This window comes from Mycobacterium sp. 852014-52450_SCH5900713, from assembly GCF_001667075.1.
GTDB lineage: Bacteria > Actinomycetota > Actinomycetes > Mycobacteriales > Mycobacteriaceae > Mycobacterium.
This window is the reverse complement of the sequence record NZ_LZIL01000069.1, coordinates 46474-67528: the sequence shown is the minus strand read 5'-3', so window position 1 is coordinate 67528 and position 21055 is coordinate 46474. Positions and strand designations below refer to the sequence as shown.

General features: G+C 70.1%; 8 protein-coding genes. All 8 read left to right on the top strand.

Annotated features, from left to right (window positions below; all coding sequences use genetic code 11):
* The first annotated feature begins 26 nt into the window (after positions 1–26).
* From A5773_RS20905 to A5773_RS20870, 8 genes are read left to right on the top strand one after another with little or no spacing between them, the layout of a single operon-like run.
* Positions 27–3536 (top strand): non-ribosomal peptide synthetase, encoded by a 3510-nt coding sequence (locus tag A5773_RS20905; protein ID WP_066952862.1) that lies wholly within the window; start codon positions 27–29, stop codon positions 3534–3536.
* Positions 3533–4297 (top strand): thioesterase II family protein, encoded by a 765-nt coding sequence (locus A5773_RS20900; RefSeq protein ID WP_066952864.1) that lies wholly within the window; start codon positions 3533–3535, stop codon positions 4295–4297. Before A5773_RS20905 ends, A5773_RS20900 begins: the two co-directional genes overlap by 4 nt.
* A complete protein-coding gene (locus tag A5773_RS20895) occupies positions 4290–5606 on the top strand; it encodes a polyketide synthase (protein WP_197505368.1) in 1317 nt (438 codons plus the stop codon). The genes A5773_RS20900 and A5773_RS20895 overlap by 8 nt, the downstream gene beginning before the upstream one ends.
* Positions 5603–8608 (top strand): mycobactin polyketide synthase MbtD, encoded by a 3006-nt coding sequence (mbtD, locus tag A5773_RS20890; RefSeq protein ID WP_156744911.1) that lies wholly within the window; start codon positions 5603–5605, stop codon positions 8606–8608. Before A5773_RS20895 ends, mbtD begins: the two co-directional genes overlap by 4 nt.
* The gene (locus A5773_RS20885; protein WP_067792370.1) at positions 8605–15138 is read left to right on the top strand and encodes a non-ribosomal peptide synthetase; all 6534 of its coding nucleotides are present in this window, start codon (positions 8605–8607) and stop codon (positions 15136–15138) included. Before mbtD ends, A5773_RS20885 begins: the two co-directional genes overlap by 4 nt.
* Positions 15135–19541, top strand: a complete 4407-nt coding sequence (locus A5773_RS20880; protein ID WP_067792437.1) for a non-ribosomal peptide synthetase — start codon at positions 15135–15137, stop codon at positions 19539–19541. The genes A5773_RS20885 and A5773_RS20880 overlap by 4 nt, the downstream gene beginning before the upstream one ends.
* Positions 19538–20833 carry an NADPH-dependent L-lysine N(6)-monooxygenase MbtG gene (mbtG, locus tag A5773_RS20875; protein WP_067792368.1) on the top strand — a complete coding sequence of 432 codons (1296 nt, stop codon included), beginning with the start codon at positions 19538–19540 and terminating at the stop codon, positions 20831–20833. The genes A5773_RS20880 and mbtG overlap by 4 nt, the downstream gene beginning before the upstream one ends.
* Complete coding sequence (locus tag A5773_RS20870; RefSeq protein WP_067261539.1) at positions 20811–21029, top strand: MbtH family protein; 219 nt, start codon at positions 20811–20813, stop codon at positions 21027–21029. Before mbtG ends, A5773_RS20870 begins: the two co-directional genes overlap by 23 nt.
* The last annotated feature ends 26 nt before the right edge of the window (positions 21030–21055 follow it).

Below are 21055 nucleotides of genomic sequence, written 5' to 3'. Positions count from 1 at the left end.
AGCCTGTGCTAATCCAGGGAGGGTTTGTGGTGCGTGCCTCGGCGCGCTCGGAAGAGGTCCGGGCGCAGGTGGCCGAACTACTCGGCGTCGGCGTCGACGACGTTCACCCCAGCACCAACCTCATCGGCCAGGGCCTGGACTCCATCCGGATCATGACGCTGGCGGGCCGCTGGCGACGTGAGGGCATCGCCGTGGACTTCGCCACGTTGGCCGAAACTCCGACGGTCGAGGCGTGGACCGAGCTGGTCAGCGCCGACTCGCCGGCCGATCCCGCGGAGCAGCACAACCCCGTGCCACCGCCGGGTGACGCGGGTGAGCCGTTCCCGATGGCCCCGATGCAGCACGCGATGTGGGTGGGCCGCCAGGACCATCAACAGCTCGGCGGGGTGGCCGGTCACCTATATGTCGAGTTCGACGGCGGCGCCATCGATCCGGAACGCCTGCGCGAAGCGGCCACGGCGCTGGCCCGGCGCCATCCGATGCTGCGGGTGCGGTTCCTGCCCGACGGCACGCAGCGGATCGCGGCAACCGGTGACGACTTCCCGGTCGCCGTCGAGGATCTGCGCCGCCTGGACGGCGATGAAGCCGATCGGCGACTCGCGGCCATCCGCGACGCCAAATCGCACCAGCAGCTCGATGGAGCGGTGTTCGAGCTGGCTCTGACGCGACTGCCGGGCGAACGTTCGCGCCTCCACGTCGATCTCGATATGCAGGCCGCCGACGCGATGAGCTACCGGACCCTGATGGCCGACCTGGCCGCCCTGTACCTCGGGCACGACCTGCCCGCGCTGACGTACACCTACCGGCAGTACCGCCACGCGATCCAGGCGCAAGAGGCGCGACCGCAGCCTGCCCGCGACGCCGCCCGCGATTGGTGGGCGCGGCGCATCCCGCAGCTGCCGGACCCGCCCGCGCTGCCCACCACCGGCGACCGCAGTTCGCGGACGAGCACCCGGCTCTGGCACTGGCTGGACCCGCACACCCGCGACGCCCTGTTCTCCCGCGCCCAGGCCCGCGGGGTCACCCCGGCGATGACCCTGGCGGCCTCCTTCGCCAACGCCTTGGCTCGCTGGTCGACCACCTCGCGCTTCCTGCTGAACGTGCCGCTGTTCGGGCGCCAGCCGCTGCACCCCGACGTCGACTCCCTGGTCGGCGACTTCACCTCCTCGCTGCTGCTCGACGTCGACCTCACGGGCGCCCGGACCGCGGCTGCGCGGGCGCAGGCGGTGCAGGAGGCAATGCGGACCGCCGCCGCCCACTCCGCCTATCCCGGGCTGTCGGTGCTGCGGGACCTCAGCCGTCACCGCGGCACCCAGGTGCTCGCGCCGGTGGTCTTCACCAGCGCGCTGGGACTCGGCGCACTGTTCAGCCCCGAGGTCACCGATCAATTCGGGACACCCGCGTGGATCATCTCCCAGGGTCCCCAGGTGCTGCTCGACGCTCAGGTCACCGAGTTCGACGGCGGCGTATTGGTGAATTGGGATGTGCGCGAAAGCATCTTCGCCCCGGGTGTCATCGACGCCATGTTCGCCTACCACATCGACGAACTGCTCAGGCTGGCTTCCTCCGACGACGGCTGGGACACACCGGGACCGTCGCCGCTGCCGGACGCGCAGCGCGCGGTGCGCGACGCGGTCAATGGCCGCACCGCCGAGCCCAGCGGAGAAGCGTTGCACGACGGGTTCTTTCGGCAAGCCGAGCGGCGACCCGACGCGCCCGCGATCTTCGCCAGCTCCGGTGACCTCAGCTACGGGCAGCTGCGCGACCAGGCACTCGCGGTGGCCGCCGCGTTGCGCGCGGCCGGCGTCGGCGCGGGCAACACGGTCGCGGTGATGGGCCCCAAAACCGCCGAGCAGGTGCCGGCGCTGTTGGGCATCCTGAGCGTCGGCGCGGCTTACCTGCCGATCGGCGCCGACCAGCCGCGCGACCGCGCGGAACGCATCCTGGGAACCGGCGAGGTGTGCTTGGTCCTGGTTTGCGGCGGGCAGCGGCTGGCACTGCCGGTGCCCGGGCTGATCCTCGCCGACGTGCTGCGAGAGCCGCCCGTTGTCACCGAAACTCCCTCGGCAAGAGTCGATCCCGGCGACCTCGCCTATGTGTTGTTCACCTCCGGATCGACGGGCGAGCCCAAGGGCGTCGAGGTGACGCACGACGCCGCGATGAACACCGTGGAGTTCATCGCGAGCCACTTCGAGATCGGTCCCGAGGATCGATGCCTGGCGCTATCCACGCTCGAAGGCGACATCTCGGTGATGGACATCTTCGTCACCTTGCGCACCGGCGGGTCGATCGTGGTGGTCGACGAAGCGCAGCGCCGTGACCCCGACGCCTGGGCCCGGCTCATCGACACCCACCAAGTCACCGTGTTGCACTTCATGCCGGGCTGGCTGGAGATGCTGATCGAAGTCGGACACGGACGGCTATCCTCGGTGCGGGTCGTCCCCACCGGCGGGGACTGGGTGCGGCCGGAGGTGGCGCGCCGCCTGAAGGCCGAGGCGCCCAGCTTGCGGTTCGCCGGTCTGGGGGGAGCGACCGAAACCCCGGTTCACAACACGATTTTCGAGGTCGACGATCCCGACGCCCTGCCGTCGGACTGGACCGCCCTGCCCTACGGGGTGCCGCTGACGAACAACGACTGCCGCGTCGTCAACGACGCGGGCGACGACTGCCCCGACTGGGTCGCCGGCGAACTGTGGGTCTCCGGTCGTGGCATCGCCCGGGGCTATCGGGGGCGTCCGGACCTCACCGCGGAGCGCTTCGTCGAGCACGCGGGACGCAGGTGGTACCGGACCGGCGACCTGGCCAGGTACTGGCCCGACGGAACGATCGAGTTCGTCGGCCGCGCCGATCACCGGATCAAGATCAGCGGATATCGCGTCGAACTCGGCGAGATCGAGGCCGCGCTGCGACGGCTGCCAAGGGTGGCGATAGCGGTCGCGGCGCTGCTCCCCGCATCGGGTGGCTCGGAGGTGCTGGCCGCCGCGGTCTGTCCGGAAAGTTCCGGCGGTGCCGGGTTGACGGCCGAGCGGATTCGGGAGCTGATGGGCGAACTCGTGCCGGCGCATATGGTTCCGCGTCACGTCACGCTGGTCGGGCGCATCCCGTTCACCGACGCCGGCAAGATCGACCGTCGTGCCGTCGCCCGCGACTTGGGCGCCAAGGTTTCGCTGTCCGAGCAGCCCCGCTACCGCGCCCCCTCGACCCCGCTGGAATCCGCCCTGGCCGCCCTACTCGGGGATCTACTCGGCGCGGGCCGGGTCGGCCGCGACGACGACTTCTTCGCCCTGGGCGGCGATTCCGTGCTGGCCACCCAGGCCGTGGGTCGTATCCGGACCTGGCTGGACACCCCCCACATCATGGTTGCCGACATCTTCGCCACCAGAACCGTTGCCGCACTTGCCGGTTTACTTACCGACCGCGAGCAGGACGGCGAGCGCCTGAATCAGGTGGCCGAACTCTACCTGGAAGTCATTCACATGGACGCCGACGCCCTGTCGGCTTCTGGGCAAGCCGGCGAAACCGGGAGGACCCGATGACGTCCGACCGGGTGCTGAGTGTGCCAACCGAGTTCGCATCCTGGATCAAGCGGGTGCCCAGCAGCAACCAGAGCCGGCGCACCGGCGCGACCGTCGTGTTTCCGCACGCGGGGGCGGCCGCGGCAAGCTATCGCGTGCTGGCTACCGCGCTGGCCGCGGGCGGCGACACCTACATCGTGCAGTACCCGCAGCGCGCGGACCGGCTGAGTCACCCGGCCCCCGACACGGTGCACGACCTGGCCCGGGGTTTGTTCGACGCCGGGCCGTGGAGCCGGGCGGCGCCGCTGCGGCTGTTCGGCCACAGCATGGGTGCGGTCGTGGCTTTCGAGTTCGCCAGGATCGCCGAATCCCACGATGTTGCCGTGCGGCGCCTGTGGGTCTCGGCCGGCCCGGCGCCGTCGGCCGTTGCCGCCATGCCGGCGCTCCCCACCACCGACGACGGATTGCTCGCCGACATCGCCGATCTCGGCGGCACCGACCCCGAACTGCTCGCCGATGAGGAGTTCGCCGAACTGCTGACCACCGCGGTGCGCGCCGACTACGAAGCGGTCAACCGCTACGAGTGTGCTCCCGGCGTCCGCATCCGCGCCGACATCCGCGTCCTGGGGGCGTGCGACGACCACCGCGTCGATCCGTCCGCATTGCGGCTCTGGGAGAACCACACCACCGGCGCCTTCGAGTTGTTCTTGTACGACGGCGGGCACTTCTATCTCGACGAGCACATCGATGCCGTGGCGCGGCGGGTGAATGCCGATGTCTGACAACGGGTTCACCGGCGCCTCCGATCCGGTCGCGATCGTCGGCATGGCCGTCGAAGCGCCCGGCGGCATCGACACCGCCGACAAGTACTGGGAACTGTTGTCCCACGGCCGTGAGGCGCTGGGGCCGTTCCCCACCGATCGAGGTTGGCAGGTCCGCGAACTGCTCGCGGGATCGCGGCGCAGCGGTTTCAAGGAGATCCACGATCGTGGTGGATTCCTCTCCGGCGCAACCACGTTCGACCCGGAATTCTTCGGCATCTCGCCGCGCGAGGCCGTCGCCATGGACCCCCAGCAGCGCGTCGTGCTCCGGGTGTCCTGGCGCGCGCTGGAAAACAGCGGCATCAACCCCGACGACCTGGCCGGGCACGACGTGGGGTGCTTCGTCGGCGCCTCGGCCACCGGATACGGGCCGCAGATGGCCAACTTCTCCCAGCACAGCGGTCACCTGCTCGCCGGGACGGCGCTCAGCGTGATCTCCGGGCGGGTCTCCTACACATTGGGATTGGCCGGCCCGGCGCTGACGGTGGACTCGTCGTGCGCGTCCGCGCTGGCGGCGTTTCACCTCGCCGTACGCTCGATCCAGAGCGGTGACTGCGACCTGGCGCTGGCCGGCGGGGTGAACGTGCTGGGCTCGCCCGGGTTCTTCGTCGAATTCTCCAAGCAGCACGCCCTTTCCGACGACGGTCACTGCCGCCCCTACAGTGCGCAGGCCAGCGGGACGGTGTGGGCGGAAGGGGCGGCGATGTTTGTGCTGCAACGCAAATCGGCCGCGCTGCGCGCGGGCCGCCAGGTCGTCGCCGAAGTCCGCGCCACCGCCGTCAACCAGGATGGCCGCAGCGCCGGGCTGAGCGCCCCCAGCGGCGACGCGCAGGTCCGCCTGTTCCGGCGGGCCATGACGCAGGCCGGGATCCGGCCCGACGAGGTCGGGATGGTCGAGGGGCACGGCACGGGCACGCGGCTAGGGGACCGCACCGAATTGCGCTCGCTGGCACAAACCTACGGCGAGACGGCGGCCGGTGCCGGCGCGTTGCTCGGCTCGGTGAAATCCAATGTCGGCCACGCGCTGGCCGCCAGCGGTGCACTTGGGCTAGCGAAGGTCATCGTCGCCGCCGAGCACGGGGTCATCCCACCGACCCTGCACGCCGCGCAGGCGAGTCCGGAAATAGACTGGGAAAGCCAGGGTTTGCGCTTGGCGAAGACGCTGACCCCCTGGCCCGCGGCCGGCGGGCAACGGATCGCGGCGACATCGGCGTTCGGCATCGCCGGGACCAACGCGCACGTGATCGTCGCCCTCCCCGAGGTCGCGTGATGCTGACCTCCCCACTGCCCGACGGCCGGGTGCCGGTGCTGCTCTCGTCGCACGACGAAGATCTGATCGGCGTGGACGCCCGGGCGATCCTGGACTACCTGGGCGCGACCGGCGCGGACACGGATACCGCGGCCGTGGCGTCCACCCTGCTGCGGCTTCGGCGGGTGCGGCGGCACCGCGCGGTGGTTCGGGCGGCCGACCGCGGCGAGCTGGTCTCCGGCCTGACCGCGCTAGTTGACGGTGAAGAGCACCCGCTGGTCACCCGATCCTCCAGCAACGTTGCGCCGTGCATCGCCTTCGTGTTCCCCGGCCAGGGCAACCAATGGCAATCGATGGGCGCCGAGGCATACCAACGACTTCCGGCTTACCGGGCCGAGACCGACCGATGCGCCCAGGCGTTCCGCGCCGCCGGGCTGCCTTCACCGTTGCCCTACCTGACCGGCGAACTCGACAAGAAATGGTCGCGCACCGAAATCCAGGGAGCGCAGTTCACCCACGCGGTCAGCCTGGCCCACGAATGGCGATTCCACGGCGTGCTCCCCGCAATCGCCGTCGGCCACAGCCTCGGCGAGGTCGCGGCGGCGTACGTGGCCGGAACGATAACGCTGCCGGACGCGGTCGCGCTGGTCGGAGCCCGCGCCACGATCGTCGGCCAATTGGCCGGTCACTACGCCATGGCCGTGCTTGGCGCCGGCGTGGACGAGGCCGAGTCCCTGATCGGTGAAACGGCGGGCTGGCTTGAAGTTTCGGCCGTCAACGGCCCCTCGTCGACCGTGGTGTCCGGAGACCATGACGCCGTGGCGGCCGCCGTGTGCCTCGCCCAGCAACGCGGCGTCTTCGCCCACCAGCTGACGGTGGACTATCCGGGCCACACCAGCGTGCTGCGGCCGCTGCGCAACCAGCTGGCCGAGCTGGTCCCCCGCTCGGCGTTCTGGGACAGTCCGGTGCGATTCGTCGGCTCGACCTTCGGCGCGGAGGTCCGTGGCGACGTGGACTTCTCCAGGTACTGGTATGACAACCTTTGCAACACCGTGCGTTTCGACCGGGCGGTGGCGACGGCCCGAAGGCTCGGGGCCACGACGTTCGTCGAGCTGTCCGCGCATCCCGCGCTGCTGTACCCGCTCGCGGACCTGGTCGACGAGCGGACGACCGTGGCCGTCGGCTCGGGGCATCGCGAAGGGGACATCACCGACACGCTGGCGGCGAACATTGCCGGCGTGGCGGCGGCCGATCCCGGCTGCCAATGGGCCAACGCGATTCCCGGGGGTGTGCGGCCACCGTTGCGCGGATTCCCGAACGCGCCGATGCGGGCGGTGCACCTGTGGGCGGCGCCCGAACCGCTGATCGGGACGGGGGAGGGCCCGGCGCCCACCGTCGCGGTTGAGGATTGGCGCCACGAGACGCGACCGGGCGCGGCGGGGGCGGACATCGCCATTGTCGCCGTCGACTCCACGGACGGCGCATTAGTCCGGCGACTGATGGATGCCGTTGCGGCGCACGGCCATTGCCGGGCGGTGTCGCCGGACGACGCGGAGATCCTCGCGATCATCGCGCCGGATCTCCATGAGCTCGATGCCGTCGCGGCGATCGAGCAGATCGCCGGGCGGCCGGACGCAGGTCTACCCGACTACGCCGCCCTGACCGGCCCGCGATGCCGGGCCGTGTGGCTGCTGACCGCCCGCGCCGAAACCATCGATCCGGACGACGCCGACGCGTTCCCGGCACAGGCGGCGCTGGCCGCGATGCACCGCAGCGTCGGCTTCGAATTCACCGACCAGGCCTTCGGGCATCTCGACCTGCCCGGCCGAGACGTCGGTGCCGGCACGGCCCGCGCCGCCGTCGAGGTGCTGCTCGGGGAGCCGGCGGAGGTGGCGCTGCGGGGCAGCGAATCGCCGCGCCGCCACGTGCGGACCTTCCGGGAATGCCGCGATTCGGCGACCAAACGGCCGCTGGGCGCCGACGCGCTGGACAACGTGGTGATCACCGGCGGCAGCGGAGCAATCGGCCTGCAGTATGCGCGGTACTGCATCGAGCGCGGCGCACGGACCGTCACCCTGTTGAGCCGCAACGGTATCGATGAAGGCGCGCTGCGCGTGCTTACCTCGAACCACGACTCCGAGGTGAGCGCCCCGCGGTGCGATATCACCGATCCGGCCGCCCTGGCGGCCGTCGCCGCCCGGCACGCGGGGAACGGCGCGTCATTGCTGATCCATACGGCGGGCATCGCCGAGGCCCGGCCGCGTTCCGAGCTGACCGGCGCCGACGTGGCGGCGGTATGCGCCGCGAAGGTGCGCGGTCTGGCGCTGCTGACCGAGGCGTGGCCGCTGCGGGCCGATTGCCGGATCCTGGCCTGCTCGTCGGTGTTCGGCGTGTGGGGCGGTTATGGCCACGCGGCCTACGCCGCCTCCAACCGGATGCTCGACGTGCTGGTCGCCCAGTTGCGCGGCGCGGGCCGCGACAGCATGGCGATCCGGTGGGGGCTGTGGCAGGCCGCCGGCGTGGTCACGGGCGACGAGATCACCCGCACCGAACGCTCCGGCCTGGTCGCGATGGCGCCGGAGCCGGCGATCGAGGCGGGCCTGTGCCGCTACGACGCAGATCCACTGGTCTTCGACGCCGACCTCGACCGGCTCGCGGTGTTCTTCGAAAGCCAGGGCATGTCAATGCCGTTCAGTGCGCGGCGAGGCGGCGACGGGGGAGCGGACACCCCTACCGCCAAGCCGCTCGCCGAGGTGGTGCGCACCGAACTCGCCGCGACATTGCACCTGGACGATTCGGTATCGATCGACCCGAGCGCACCGCTCATCGACCTGGGAGTGGACTCGTTGCTCGCACTCGATCTGCGTAAGCGGCTGCGCCGGACGGTCGGAAGCTCGGTCCCGGTCGCTCGCATGCTCGGCGGGATCACCCTCAGCGAATTGATCGATGCGTTGCGCGCCGGCCCGCGGGACGGCACGACACTCGACGATCGCGAAGCCAGAAAGGTTGGACTCCCAGCGTGACGGACACCACCGGGGCCAGAGCCCGTCTCGACGACGAACGCCTGGAATTGTTGCGCCGCAAGATGGCCGAACGTGGCCTGGCCAGGCCCGCCGTCTCCGCACCCGTGGCCACCTGCGACGAGCCGCGGATGTCCGTCGGCCAGCACCGGATGTGGTTCGTGCAGTCGGTGGACCCCGACAGCGCGCTGCTCAACGTCTGCGTCTCCTATCGCCTAACCGGCACGGTCGACATCGACCGATTGCGGAGCGCGATCGACGCCGTGGCCGCGCGGCACCCCGTACTGCAGACGACGTACGACACCGGTCCGGACGGTGACCCGTATCCGGTCATCCACGAGGAGCTGCGGCCCGAGTGGGCCGAACACGACCTGTCGGAACTGACCGATCAGGCTCGACGGCTGCGGCTGGATGTGCTGGCGCAGCGGGACTTCCGCAGGCCCTTCGACCTGGCAAAGGATTCGCCCCTGCGGGTCACCGCGGCCCGCTTGTCCGCCGACGAGCTGATGCTGTTGGTCACCGCGCATCACATCGCGTGGGACGACGCTTCGTGGACACCGTTTTTCGCCGACCTGACTCGCGCTTACACCGATCCGGTCGGATTCGGCGGCGAACCCGCGATGACGGCGCCTCCGCCGGACGAAGCCGCGGATCACGCCGCCGACTTCGAATACTGGCGGCCCCTGATGGCGAATCTGCCTGAGCCGCTCGAGCTTCCGGGCCCCAACGGTTCGGTGGTGCCAAGCACCTGGCGGGCCCAACGTGCTACGACGCGGTTGCCGGCGGCCACCGTCGGTCGCGCCGCTGCGCTGGCGCGCGAGACCGGTGCCACCCCGTACATGGTGCTGATGGCCGCGTTCGCCGCGCTGGTGCATCGCTACACCCAGTCAACGGACTTCCTGATCGCCGCGCCCGTGCTCAACCGCGGCGTCGGGACGGAGTCGGCCATCGGTTACTACGGCAATACCGTGGTGATCCGGATGCGACCGGAGCCGCACCAGACGTTCCGGCAGCTACTGGCCCAAACCCGGGATAATGCGGTTGGCGCGTTCGCACATTCGCGTGCCGACTTGGACTGGCTGGTGCGCGAGTCCAATCCGGATCGCCGGCATGGCGCCGACCGGATGACCCGGGTGAGCTTCGGGCAGCGCGAGCCCGACGGCGCCGGGTTCTGCCCGCCCGGGGTGCGGTGCGAACGAGGGGAACTACGCGGTCATTTCAACCAGCTGCCACTCAGTTTCATGATCGAGCTGGATCGCGCGAACGGCGGGCTGGTCGAAGCCGAGTACCTGGTTGAGGTGCTGGATCACCGACTGGTGGACCAGCTGCTGCGGCACTACGCGGTGCTGCTCGACAACGCACTGGCGGACCCCGACGCGGCGCTGTCGGCGTGCGCGCTGATGGACAGCGACGATGCCGAGTGGTTGCGCTGGGCCTCGACCGGTGCCGAGTTCGAGACCCCGGCCGCCACCCTGCCCGCACTGGTCACCCGCCGAGCGGCGCTGTCGCCCGATGCCGTCGCCGTGGTCTATGAGGGGCGTGAGTACACCTACCGGGACATCGACGAAGAGTCGAACCGCTTGGCACACTGGCTGATCGAGCAAGGCATCGGCACCGAGGACCGCGTCGCGGTGTTGCTGGACAGATCACCCGAACTGGTCATCACCGCGCTGGCAGTGCTGAAGGCCGGAGCGGTCTACCTGCCGGTGGATCCCACCTACCCCGAGGATCGGCTGGCCTTCATTCTGGGCGACGCCGACGCCAAACTGGTGTTGCGCGAGGCGGTTCCGGGGCTGTCGCGATACCCGGTCACCGCGCCCGCCGAGCTGGTGCGGCCGCTGGGCCCGCACAACACCGCCTACTTGATCTACACCTCGGGCTCGACCGGCCTGCCCAAGGGCGTGCCGGTTCCCCACGCCCCGATCGCCGAATACTTCGTCTGGTTCGGTGACGAGTACCGCGTCGACGAGACCGACCGGCTGCTGCAGGTCGCGTCGCCCAGCTTCGACGTCTCGATGGGCGAGATTTTCGGCACGTTGACCATGGGTGCCCGCCTGGTGATTCCGCGGCCCGACGGGCTGCGCGACATCGGCTACCTGACGGATCTGTTGAGCCGCGAGGGCATCACCTCGATGCATTTCGTGCCGTCACTGCTCGGGCTGTTCCTGTCGCTTCCCGGGGTCAGTCAGTGGCGCACGCTGCGGCGCGTGCCGATCGGCGGGGAGGCCCTGCCGGGCGAGATCGCCGACAAGTTCCACGCCACCTTCGACGCGCTGCTGTACAACTTCTACGGACCGACCGAGACCGTCGTCAACTGCACCAGCTACCCGGTGGAAGGGGCCCAGGGCACCCGGGTGGTGCCCATCGGCCGCCCCAAGATCAACACCCAGGTACACCTGCTCGACAACGCGTTGCGGCCGGTTCCCGTTGGCGTGATCGGCGAGATCTACATCGGTGGAACGCATGTCGCGCACGGCTACCACCGCCGGCCCGGGCTGACGGCCGAACGTTTCGTCGCCGACCCGTTCACCCCGGGCGGCCGGTTGTACCGCTCCGGCGACCTGGCCCGCCGCAACGCCGACGGGGATATCGAGTTCGTCGGCCGCGCCGACGAGCAGGTGAAGATCCGCGGCTTCCGCATCGAGCTGGGCGAGATCGCCGCCGCCATCTCGGTCGACCCCAGCGTCGGGCAGGCGGTGGTGCTGGCCATGGACCTGCCCCGGTTGGGCAAGAGCCTGGTCGGATACGTCACGCCGGCCTCGGGTGGCGGCCCGGAAACCGTTGAGGTCGAACGCATCCGAGCCCGGGTCGCCGCCGCGCTGCCGGACTACATGACACCGGCCGCCTACGTGGCGCTCGACGAAATCCCGATCACGGCGCACGGCAAGATCGACCGGGCCGCGCTGCCCCAACCACAGATCGCGGCGGCCGCCGCATACCGCGACCCGACGACCCCCACTCAACGCCGCATCGCCGCACTGTTTTCCGCGCTGCTCAGCCACGACCGGGTGGGGGTCGACGACTCATTCTTCGACCTGGGCGGCCACTCGCTGGTGGCCACCAAACTGGTGACCGCGATCCGCTCGGAGTGCGGGGTGGAGATCGGCATCCGCGACGTCTTCGAGCTCGCGACGGTGGGCTTGCTGGCGGAACGCGTCGACCAGCTGAGTTCCGGTGAACGCAGACAGTCGCGGCCCAGGCTGATCGCGACCGCCCACGACGAGCCGATGCCGCTATCGGCCTCACAGCTGCGCAGCTGGTTCGCCTACCGCGTCGACGGGCCCAGCTGGGTCAACAACATTCCCTTCGCCGCGAAGCTGACCGGGCCATGGGACATCGACGCCCTGATCGCCGCCGTCGGCGACGTCGTCGCCCGGCACGAGATCCTGCGCACCTCCTACGTGGAGTTGGACGGGGTGCCCTACCAGGTGGTCGGTCCGGCCGGGGAGGTCGCCGTGCGCCGGGCGACCGGGCCCGACGACGCGTGGCTGCAGCGGGAGCTGGACGCCGAGCGCCGGCACTGCTTCGAACTGGACCGTGAGCTGCCGGTTCGGGTTGCGGTGCTGCACACCGCCAATGACCCCACCGAACACGTGCTGTCGCTGGTCGTCCACCACATCGCCTCCGACCACTGGTCGGCGGGGGTGCTGTTCGCGGACGTGATGACCGCGTACCGGGCCCGGCGGGCCGGGGAAACCCCGGCCTGGGCGCCACTGCGGGTGCAGTACGCCGACTACGCGGCGTGGCAGGGGGCATTCCTCGGTGATGCGGGCGGCCAGGAGTCCGCCGTCGCCGCCGAGCAACGCGAGTACTGGAGCCGGCAGTTGGCCGGGCTGCCGGAGGACACCGGGCTGCGTCCGGACTTCGCGCGCCAGCCGGTGCCCAGCGGTGCCGGCGGATCCGTCGACTTCCGCATCGACGCGGCCACCCGCGGCAAGCTCGCCGAGTTGTCGCGCGAGATGGGCATCACCGAGTTCATGCTGCTGCAAACGGCGGTCGCCGTGGTGCTGCACAAGGCGGGTGGTGGCCGGGACATCCCGCTGGGCACCCCGGTCGCCGGGCGCACCGAGGCCGAATTGGACCAGCTGATCGGGTTTTTCGTCAACATCCTGGTGCTGCGCAACGACCTGACCGGCAACCCGACGCTGCGTGAGCTGCTGACCCGCGCCCGGGAGACGGCGCTGGCCGCCTACGCCCACCAGGACCTGCCGTTCGACCGGGTTGTCGACAGCGTCAGCCCGGTGCGCTCGCTGTCGCGAAACCCGCTGTTTCAGGTCGTCGTGCACGTCCGCGACCACCTGCCCGCCGCGCGGGTGATCGAGCAGGATGCCGAAGGCGGCGGCCAGGACACGGTGTGCACCGCGCTGGACCCCGTCTTCGACATGGCGCACGCCGATCTCAGTGTCAACTTCTTCGGCACCGACGGTTCGGGGGGAGTCGGCTACAACTGCAACCTGATCTTCCGCACCGAGCTGTACAGCCGAGCCACCATCGAGCGGTTGGCCGGCTGGCTGACCCGCGTGGTCACCGAGTTTGCCGACAATGCTGACCAGAGTTTGCGCGATCTGCAGCTGACCGACGCAGGCGAGCGGCTCCGGATGCTGGAGCTCTGGAGCCGGGGCGAGCGGCCGCCGCATGACCGGCCGCGCATCATTCCAGAACTGCTGCAGCCGAGCCGAAGCCGGGGCGCCGACCGGGTCGCGGTGCGCTGCGGTGACGAGCGGATCGATTACGTTGCGCTGCATCGTCGTTCGGACAACCTTGCGGCGCTGCTGGTAGCGCGGGGGGTTGGACCGGGTTCGTTGGTGGGGCTGTCGGCGCGGCGGAGCATCGACCTGGTGGTGGCACTGGTGGCCATCATGAAGGCGGGCGGTGGCTATTTCCCCATCGATCCCGCGTACCCGCCGGCGCGCAAGCAATTCATGCTCGACGACGTGCAACCACCGGTGGTGCTCGCCACGGCCGACGCGGCCCGCAGCATGCCCGAAGTTGCCGGCGTCACGGTCATTTCGCTGGACGACCCGCAGGTGCGCGCCGCGGTGGACAACGGGGAAGCCGATCCGGGAGAACTGCCCCTCCCGCACCCCGACGACCCGATGTTTCTGGTCTTCACGTCCGGTTCCACGGGCAAGCCGAAAGGCGCCCTGGGCACGCATCGGTCCATGGCGGCCCGGCTGGACTGGCAGCTACGGCACTACCCACCGAGAACCGACGACATTCGACTGGCACAGGCCTCGATCACGTTTCTCGAGGGCGGCATGGAGATGCTGGCCGGGCTCGCGGCGGGGGCGACCATGATCCTCGCCGACGATGCCGAGCACCGCGACCCGGAAGCGCTCGGGGAGTTGATGATCCGGCACGCGGTGGCCCAGGTCACCGCGGTGCCCAGCCTTGTCTCCGCCGTGGTCGACAGCAGGCCCGACGCGGTGCGCGCCCTGTCCCGGCTGGTGTGCGGTGGAGAACCGGTGAGCACCGCGCTGCTGCAGCGGCTGGTGTCGGTGTGCGCCGGCACGGGCACCGAGCTGTTGAACAACATCGGTTCCACCGAGACCTCCGGTGCGGTGTCCCGCGGCCGACTGGAGCTGCCGAATCCTTTGGTGGGCAGTCCGGTCCCGGGATCGGACGCCTACCTGCTCGACGAGGGCCTGCGGCCGGTGCCGGTCGGGGTGGTGGGCGAGCTGTACTATGCCGGCGACCAACTGGCCCGGGGCTACTGGAAACGGCCCGGATTGACCGCCACCCGGTTCGTGGCTAATCCCTATGCCCTCGAACCCGGTTCTCGCTTCTACCGCAGCGGCGACCTTGCCCGCTGGACCGAGGACGGGCGACTGGAATTCGCCGGACGGTCCGACCACCAGGTACAGGTGCGCGGCTTCCGGGTGGAGTTGGCCGAGGTCGAGGCGGCGCTGGCGGAAGCCGACGGCGTCGCCGCCGCGGCGGCCCGCACCTGGGAGGTGCACGGGGGCACCTCGCTGGCCGGATACGTTGTGCCACAACGGCCGATCGGCGATGACACCGAGAAGGCCGCGTTCGCATCGCAGGTGCGCGCCGCGATCGGAACGACGCTGCCCGGCTATATGACGCCCTCGTCGTTGACTGTTCTCGACGCGCTGCCCAAAACCGAATCGGGCAAGCTGAACCGGCCCGGGCTGCCGCCGCCGGCGGTCAGCACCAGCGGACACGTTGAACCGTCGCGCACCGACACCGAACGGGCGCTGGCCAAGGTGTTCGCCGAACTGCTCTCGACGTCCGAGGTGGGCCGCTTCGACGACTTTTTCGCCCTGGGCGGCGACAGCATCCTGTCGGTGCAGCTGGCCTCGCGGGCGCGGGCGGCCGGCCTGGCGGTCAACCCGCGGATGATCTTCGAGAACCCGACGGTGCAACAGCTGGCCGCCGCCGTGGATGCTCTGGCGGCCAACGGCGCCGAGCCCGCCGACGCCCGGTTCGAGCCCATGAGCGCGTCCGGGCTTTCGGCCGAGGATCTTGCCGCCGTGACGCAGCTGTGGTCGTCGTCGCGGGACGGAGCGCCATGACGGCCACCAAAGATGTTGCGCCCGACATCGAGGACGTGATGGCGCTGAGCCCTTTGCAAGAGGGCTTGTATTCGCTGACCGCCCTCGCCGAATTCACCGACGGCGATGCCGACGACCCGTACGTGATCGGCATGGCCGCCGACATCTCCGGCACGCTTGATGTCGCGCTGTTACGTGATTGCGCGACAAAGATGTTGTTGCGCCACCCCAACCTGCGTGCCAGCTTCTTCAGCCGGGGTATCGCGCGACCGGTGCAGATCGTCCCATCCCGGGTAGACCTGCCATGGCGCACCGTCGCCGCCGCACCCGAGGATGTGCGGACGCTGGAGGCCGACGAACGCCGCCGGCCCTTCGATCTGGAACGCGGCCCGGTCATCCGCTTCCTGCTCGTCGAATTGCCTGGCGCGCGATGGCGTTTGGTGCTCACCGCCCACCACATCGTGATTGACGGCTGGTCGTTGCCGGTGTTCGTCAACGAGATGATGATCCTGTACCGGGCCGGTGGCGATCTCTCGGCGTTGCCCGCCGGCCCCCGGCCGTACCGCGACTACATCGGCTGGCTGGCCAGTCGCGATTCCGAAGCCAGCCAGCAGGTCTGGCGCCGGCACCTGGCGGGCCTTCCCGGACCCACCCTGCTGTCGGCCGCGCTGGGCTCGACGGAGGGCCGGCGAACTGGGCTGCCCCGCACCACCGAACTGCGGATGCCGGCCGAAGCCACCGCGCGATTGGTTGAGCAGACCCGGGCCCGTGGTATCACCGTCAACACCCTGATGCAGATGGCATGGGCGCTGGTGTTGTCCCGGCTGACCGACGCCCACGATGTGGTTTTCGGTGTCACGGTGTCCGGGCGGCCGCCCGAACTCGCCGGCGTCGAGACCATGATCGGTCTGTTCATCAACACCGTTCCCATGCGGGTGCGGCTCGACCCCGCCGCGACGGTGGGCGAGCAGTGCCGCACGGTCCAGCGCAACGCCGCCCTGCTGCGTGAGCACAGCCACATCGGGCATGCCCAACTGCGGGCGCTCGGCGGCGTCGGCGAATTGTTCGACACCCTACTGGTCTACGAGAACTTCCCCTTGGACGGGCTGACCGCCGGCACCGAATTGACCGCCGCGGGTGCGACATTCCGGCCGTCCGCCCTGCAAACCTTGTCGCATTTCCCGATCACCGTCGCGGCCCACATGGCGGGCGGCGAACTCGTGGTGCTGGTCGAAGTGATCGACGGGGCGCTCGGCGACATCCCCGCCGCCGCCTTCGGGCGGCGGGTGATCAGCACCGCCGAGCGCCTGCTGCGGGACTGGGAGCGCCCGCTGCGCCAGGTCAGTGTCCTCTTCGACGACGAGGCGGTTCCCCCGCGCCCCGCGGGCGCGCCCGCCGCCCCGGCGGTCGGCATCCACGCTCGATTCGACGAGGTCGCCGGGAGGACCCCCGAAAACCTCGCGATCAGCTGGGCGGGGGGCCAACTCAGCTACCGCGAACTGGACGCGCTGGCCGACGGCCTGGCAGCCCGGCTGGCGGAGCGGGGGGTGCGGCCCGAAACCCCGGTAGCCATCCGGCTTTCCCGGGGGCCGCAGTACGTCGTCGCGATGCTCGCGGTGCTCAAGGCCGGCGGCGTCTGCGTGCCGATGGAGCCGGGAACGCCCCCGGAACGGGTGGAATCGATCGTGCGTCAATCCAATGCCTCGATCGTGCTCGACGAGGTGTCGCTGGTCGCTGGTGACCATTCCGCCACGAAGTTTCGCCCAGTCGAGGTGGCGCCCGGCCAGGCCGCGTATGTCGTCTTCACGTCGGGCACGACCGGAGAACCCAAGGGCGTCATCGGAACTCACGCGGCGGTGGTTGCCTACGCCGACGATCACCTGGACAACGTGTTGCGGCCGGCGGCCGCCCGGCTGGGCCGGCCGCTGCGCATCGCGCACGCGTGGTCGTTTGCATTCGACGCCGCCTGGCAGCCGTTGGTCGCGCTGCTCGACGGCCACGGTGTGCACGTCGTGGACGAGCCCACCCAGGCCGACGCCGAGGCGCTGGTCGCGGCCATCGCCGAGCACGGCGTCGACATGATCGACACGACTCCGTCGATGTTTGCCCAACTCGCGGCGTGCGGTTTGCTGACGGCGGTTCCGCTGACGGTGCTGGCGCTGGGCGGAGAAGCGCTCGGTAAGGCCGCCTGGACCTTCATCCGCGAAGGGTGTGCACGCACCGGGATGGCGGCCTACAACTGCTACGGCCCCACCGAAACCACGGTCGAGGCGGTGGTGGCCGCCATCACCGAGCACGACGAGCCGTCGATCGGGCGGCCGACCCTGCACACCCGCGGCTACGTGCTGGACTCGGCGCTGCGTCTGGTGCCGTTCGGGGCCACCGGTGAGCTCTATCTGGCCGGTGCCCAGCTGGCCCGCGGCTATCTCGGCCGCGCGGCGGAAACCAGCCAGCGGTTCGTCGCCGACCCATTCGCGCTCGGCGAACGCATGTACCGCACCGGCGATTTGGTGCGGCGCGGTTCCGACGGGGCGCTGCAGTATGTCGGCCGCGCCGATGCGCAGGTGAAGATCCGCGGCTACCGCGTCGAGCCCGGCGAGATCGCCGCAGCGCTCGAATCGCATCCCGCCGTCCAGCACGCCGGAGTGCTGGTGCGCCGCGCGAAGGCGGGAGCGCGGCTGACCGCTTACGTGGTGATTTCCGGTGCGGCGCCCCGGCCGCCGTCGACGGGCGAACTGCGCGGCATGCTCGGCTCCCGTCTGCCGCGCTACATGATTCCGCAGCGGATCGTCACGGTCGACGAAATTCCGCTGACGTCCAACGGCAAGCTCGACGAAGCCGCGCTGAGCGCCTTCGACACCGCCGAGGCGTTTTCCGGAGCCGAACCCGAAACAGCCACGGAAGCCGCACTGGCGGAATTGCTTTCCGAACTTCTGCATCAGCCGCGAATCGACGTCACCGCGGATTTCCTGCAGCTGGGTCTGGACAGCATCATGGCCCTGTCGGTGGTTCAGGCGGCGCGGGCGCGGGGTATCGCCCTGCGCGCCAGGCTGATCCTCGAGTGCGCGAACGTCCGCGAATTGGCCGACGCCATCGATTCCGAAACCATCTCCGCCACAAGCGATGTCGAGAATGGCGCCCAGCCCATGCCGGTGCTGCCCAACGGCCGCTGGCTCTACGAACACGGGGAGCCGCGCCGGCTGGCGCAGACCGAAGCCATCCGGCTGCCCGACCACGTCACCCGCGAACAATTGGACGCCGCGCTGGCCGGCATCGTGGCCGGACATGAGGTGCTGCGCGCCCGCCTGGACCGCGCGACCATGACCCTGGTCCCGGCCCAGGCCGCCGACATCCACCTCATCGAAGTAGAGGTCGCCGCCGATCTGCACGCCGCGGTCCCCGATCACGTCGCACGCGCCGTCGATCGCCTCGACCCGGAGCGGGGGGCGCTGCTGGCCGCGGTGTGGCTTCGCCCCCCGGCCGGGCAAAGTGTCCTGCTGCTGGCCGCCCATGTCTTGGCGATGGATCCCGCGTCGTGGCGAGTGGTGCTCGGCGAATTGGACGCCGCCTTAGAGGCTTTGGCCACCGGTCACTCGCCGGCTCCGGTCCGGGAGCATACGAGCTACCGACGCTGGGCCGGCGCGCTCATCGAGCGCGCCCACCGGCTGGACACCGTGCAATTCTGGGCCGCCCAGTCCGACGGCGACGATCCCGAACTCGGCGCCCGACGGGTCGATCCGCGTCGCGACCGGGCCCGCGATCTGGACGTCCGCATGATCGCGGCCGACGCGGATACCACGCGCCGACTGCTGGACTCGGGCGTGCCGTTGCCGCACCTGCTGGTCGCCGCCACCGCGGCGACGGTGACGCGGTGGCGGCGGTCGCGCAATCAGGCCACGCCGCCGCCGCTGCTGGCGCTCGAAACACATGGCCGCGCAGACGGTCTCGTCGACGGGCCGGGCGCGCACACCATCGACACCGGCGACACCGTCGGACTGCTGAGCTCGATCTACCCGGTGCGGGTGGCATCGGCCGATCCGCGAGACGTGGGGGAGCTGCTGGCGGCGATCCCCGGCGACGGGCTGGATTACGGCTTGCTGCGTTATCTGCGTGCCGACACCGCCGAACGCCTCGCCCCGTTGCCCGGCCCACAGTTGTTGCTGAACTACCTCGGTGCCGCCCATGCCGCCGGCGGGACCCGGCTGCTGACGCTCGAGCGTGAGCTCCTCGCCGGGGTTTCGCCGCAGCCGGAGCCGGAGCTGGCGGTGCGCCACGAGCTCACCATTGTGGCCGCCATGCTCACGTTCGACGGACAGCGCGTGCTGGCCGCGCAGTGGCGCACGCTGCCGGACATTCTGGCTGACACCGACGTGGCCGAGCTGCAACGTCTTTGGATCGAATCGCTGCGGGAGGTGGTGGCATGAGCACGCTTGCGATCGTGGGCGCGGGAGCCAAGGCGGTTGCGGTCGGGGCCAAGGCGTCCGTGCTGCGCGAGATGGGCGTCGATGCCCCCGAGGTGATCGCGGTCGAACGCATCGGCGTCGCGGCCAACTGGCAAGCCAGCGGCGGTTGGACCGACGGGGCGCACCGGCTGGGCACCAGCCCGGAGAAGGACGTGGGGTTCCCGTACCGCTCCGCGCTGGTGCCCCGCCGCAACGCCGAACTCGACGAACGGATGACCCGCTACAGCTGGCAGTCCTATCTGATCGCCACGGCGTCCTTCGCCGAATGGGTCGACCGCGGGCGACCGGCGCCGACTCATCGCAAGTGGAGCCAATACCTGGGTTGGGTGGCCGAGCAGACCGGCCTCAACGTGGTGCACAGTGAGGTGGAACGGCTGGCCGTTAGTGGCGACCAGTGGACGCTGCACACCCACGAGGCCACCGTGCACGCCGACGCTTTGATGATCACGGGGCCGGGGCAGGCCGAGAAATCATTGCTGCCCGGCAATCCGCGCATGCTGTCGATCGCCCAGTTCTGGGATCGCGCCGCGGGCCACGATCGGATCAGCGCCGAGCGGGTGGCGGTGATCGGCGGTGGCGAGACGGCCGCGTCGATGCTCAACGAACTGTTCCGGCACCGGGTTTCGACCATCACCGTCATCTCTCCGCAAGTGACGCTGTTCACCCGCGGGGAGAGCTTCTTCGAGAACTCGCTGTTCTCCGACCCGACCGACTGGAGCGCTCTGACGCTGGCCGAACGCCGCGACGCGCTGGCCCGCACCGACCGCGGGGTGTTCTCGGCGAACGTGCAGGAGGCGCTGCTGGCCGACGACCGAATCCGCCACTTGCGTGGGCGGGTGGCCCATGCGGTGGGCCGGGATGGTCAGATCCGGCTGACCCTGTCCACCAACCGGGGCAGCGAGAACCTCGAGACGGTGCACGGATTCGACCTGGTCATCGACGGCTCCGGCGCCGACCCGCTGTGGTTCACGTCGTTGTTCGGCCAGGACGTGCTGGACTTGCTGGAGCTTGGCCTGGGCGGACCGCTGACCGCCGACAGCCTGCAGGAAGCGATCGGCTATGACCTGGCGGTCGCGGACGTCACGCCGAAGCTGTTCCTGCCCAATCTGTCCGGGTTGACGCAGGGCCCCGGATTTCCGAACCTGAGCTGCCTGGGATTGTTGTCTGACCGGGTATTGGGAACTAGTGGGGGCTTAGTGGGCCCGCCCAAGCACACGACTAGGAGACGCGATGAGCATCAACCCCTTCGATGACGACAGCGGGACATTCTTCGTGCTCGTCAATGGCGAGGACCAGCACAGCCTGTGGCCGAGCTTCGCCGACACCCCGGCGGGCTGGCGTGTGGTGTTCGGCGAAGCAAGCCGCGCGGAGTGCCTGGAGTATGTCGAGCAAAACTGGTCCGACATCCGGCCCAAGAGTCTGCAGGAATCGATCGAGCGTCGTTCATAACACGCGGAGGCGCCGCCGCCGTAGCG

Coding starts and splice junctions, on each gene's coding strand:
- A5773_RS20870 (WP_067261539.1), top strand. CDS start 20,811: ATGAGCATCAACCCCTTCGATGACGACAGCGGGACATTCTTCGTGCTC.
- mbtG (WP_067792368.1), top strand. CDS start 19,538: ATGAGCACGCTTGCGATCGTGGGCGCGGGAGCCAAGGCGGTTGCGGTC.
- A5773_RS20900 (WP_066952864.1), top strand. CDS start 3,533: ATGACGTCCGACCGGGTGCTGAGTGTGCCAACCGAGTTCGCATCCTGG.
- A5773_RS20880 (WP_067792437.1), top strand. CDS start 15,135: ATGACGGCCACCAAAGATGTTGCGCCCGACATCGAGGACGTGATGGCG.
- A5773_RS20895 (WP_197505368.1), top strand. CDS start 4,290: ATGTCTGACAACGGGTTCACCGGCGCCTCCGATCCGGTCGCGATCGTC.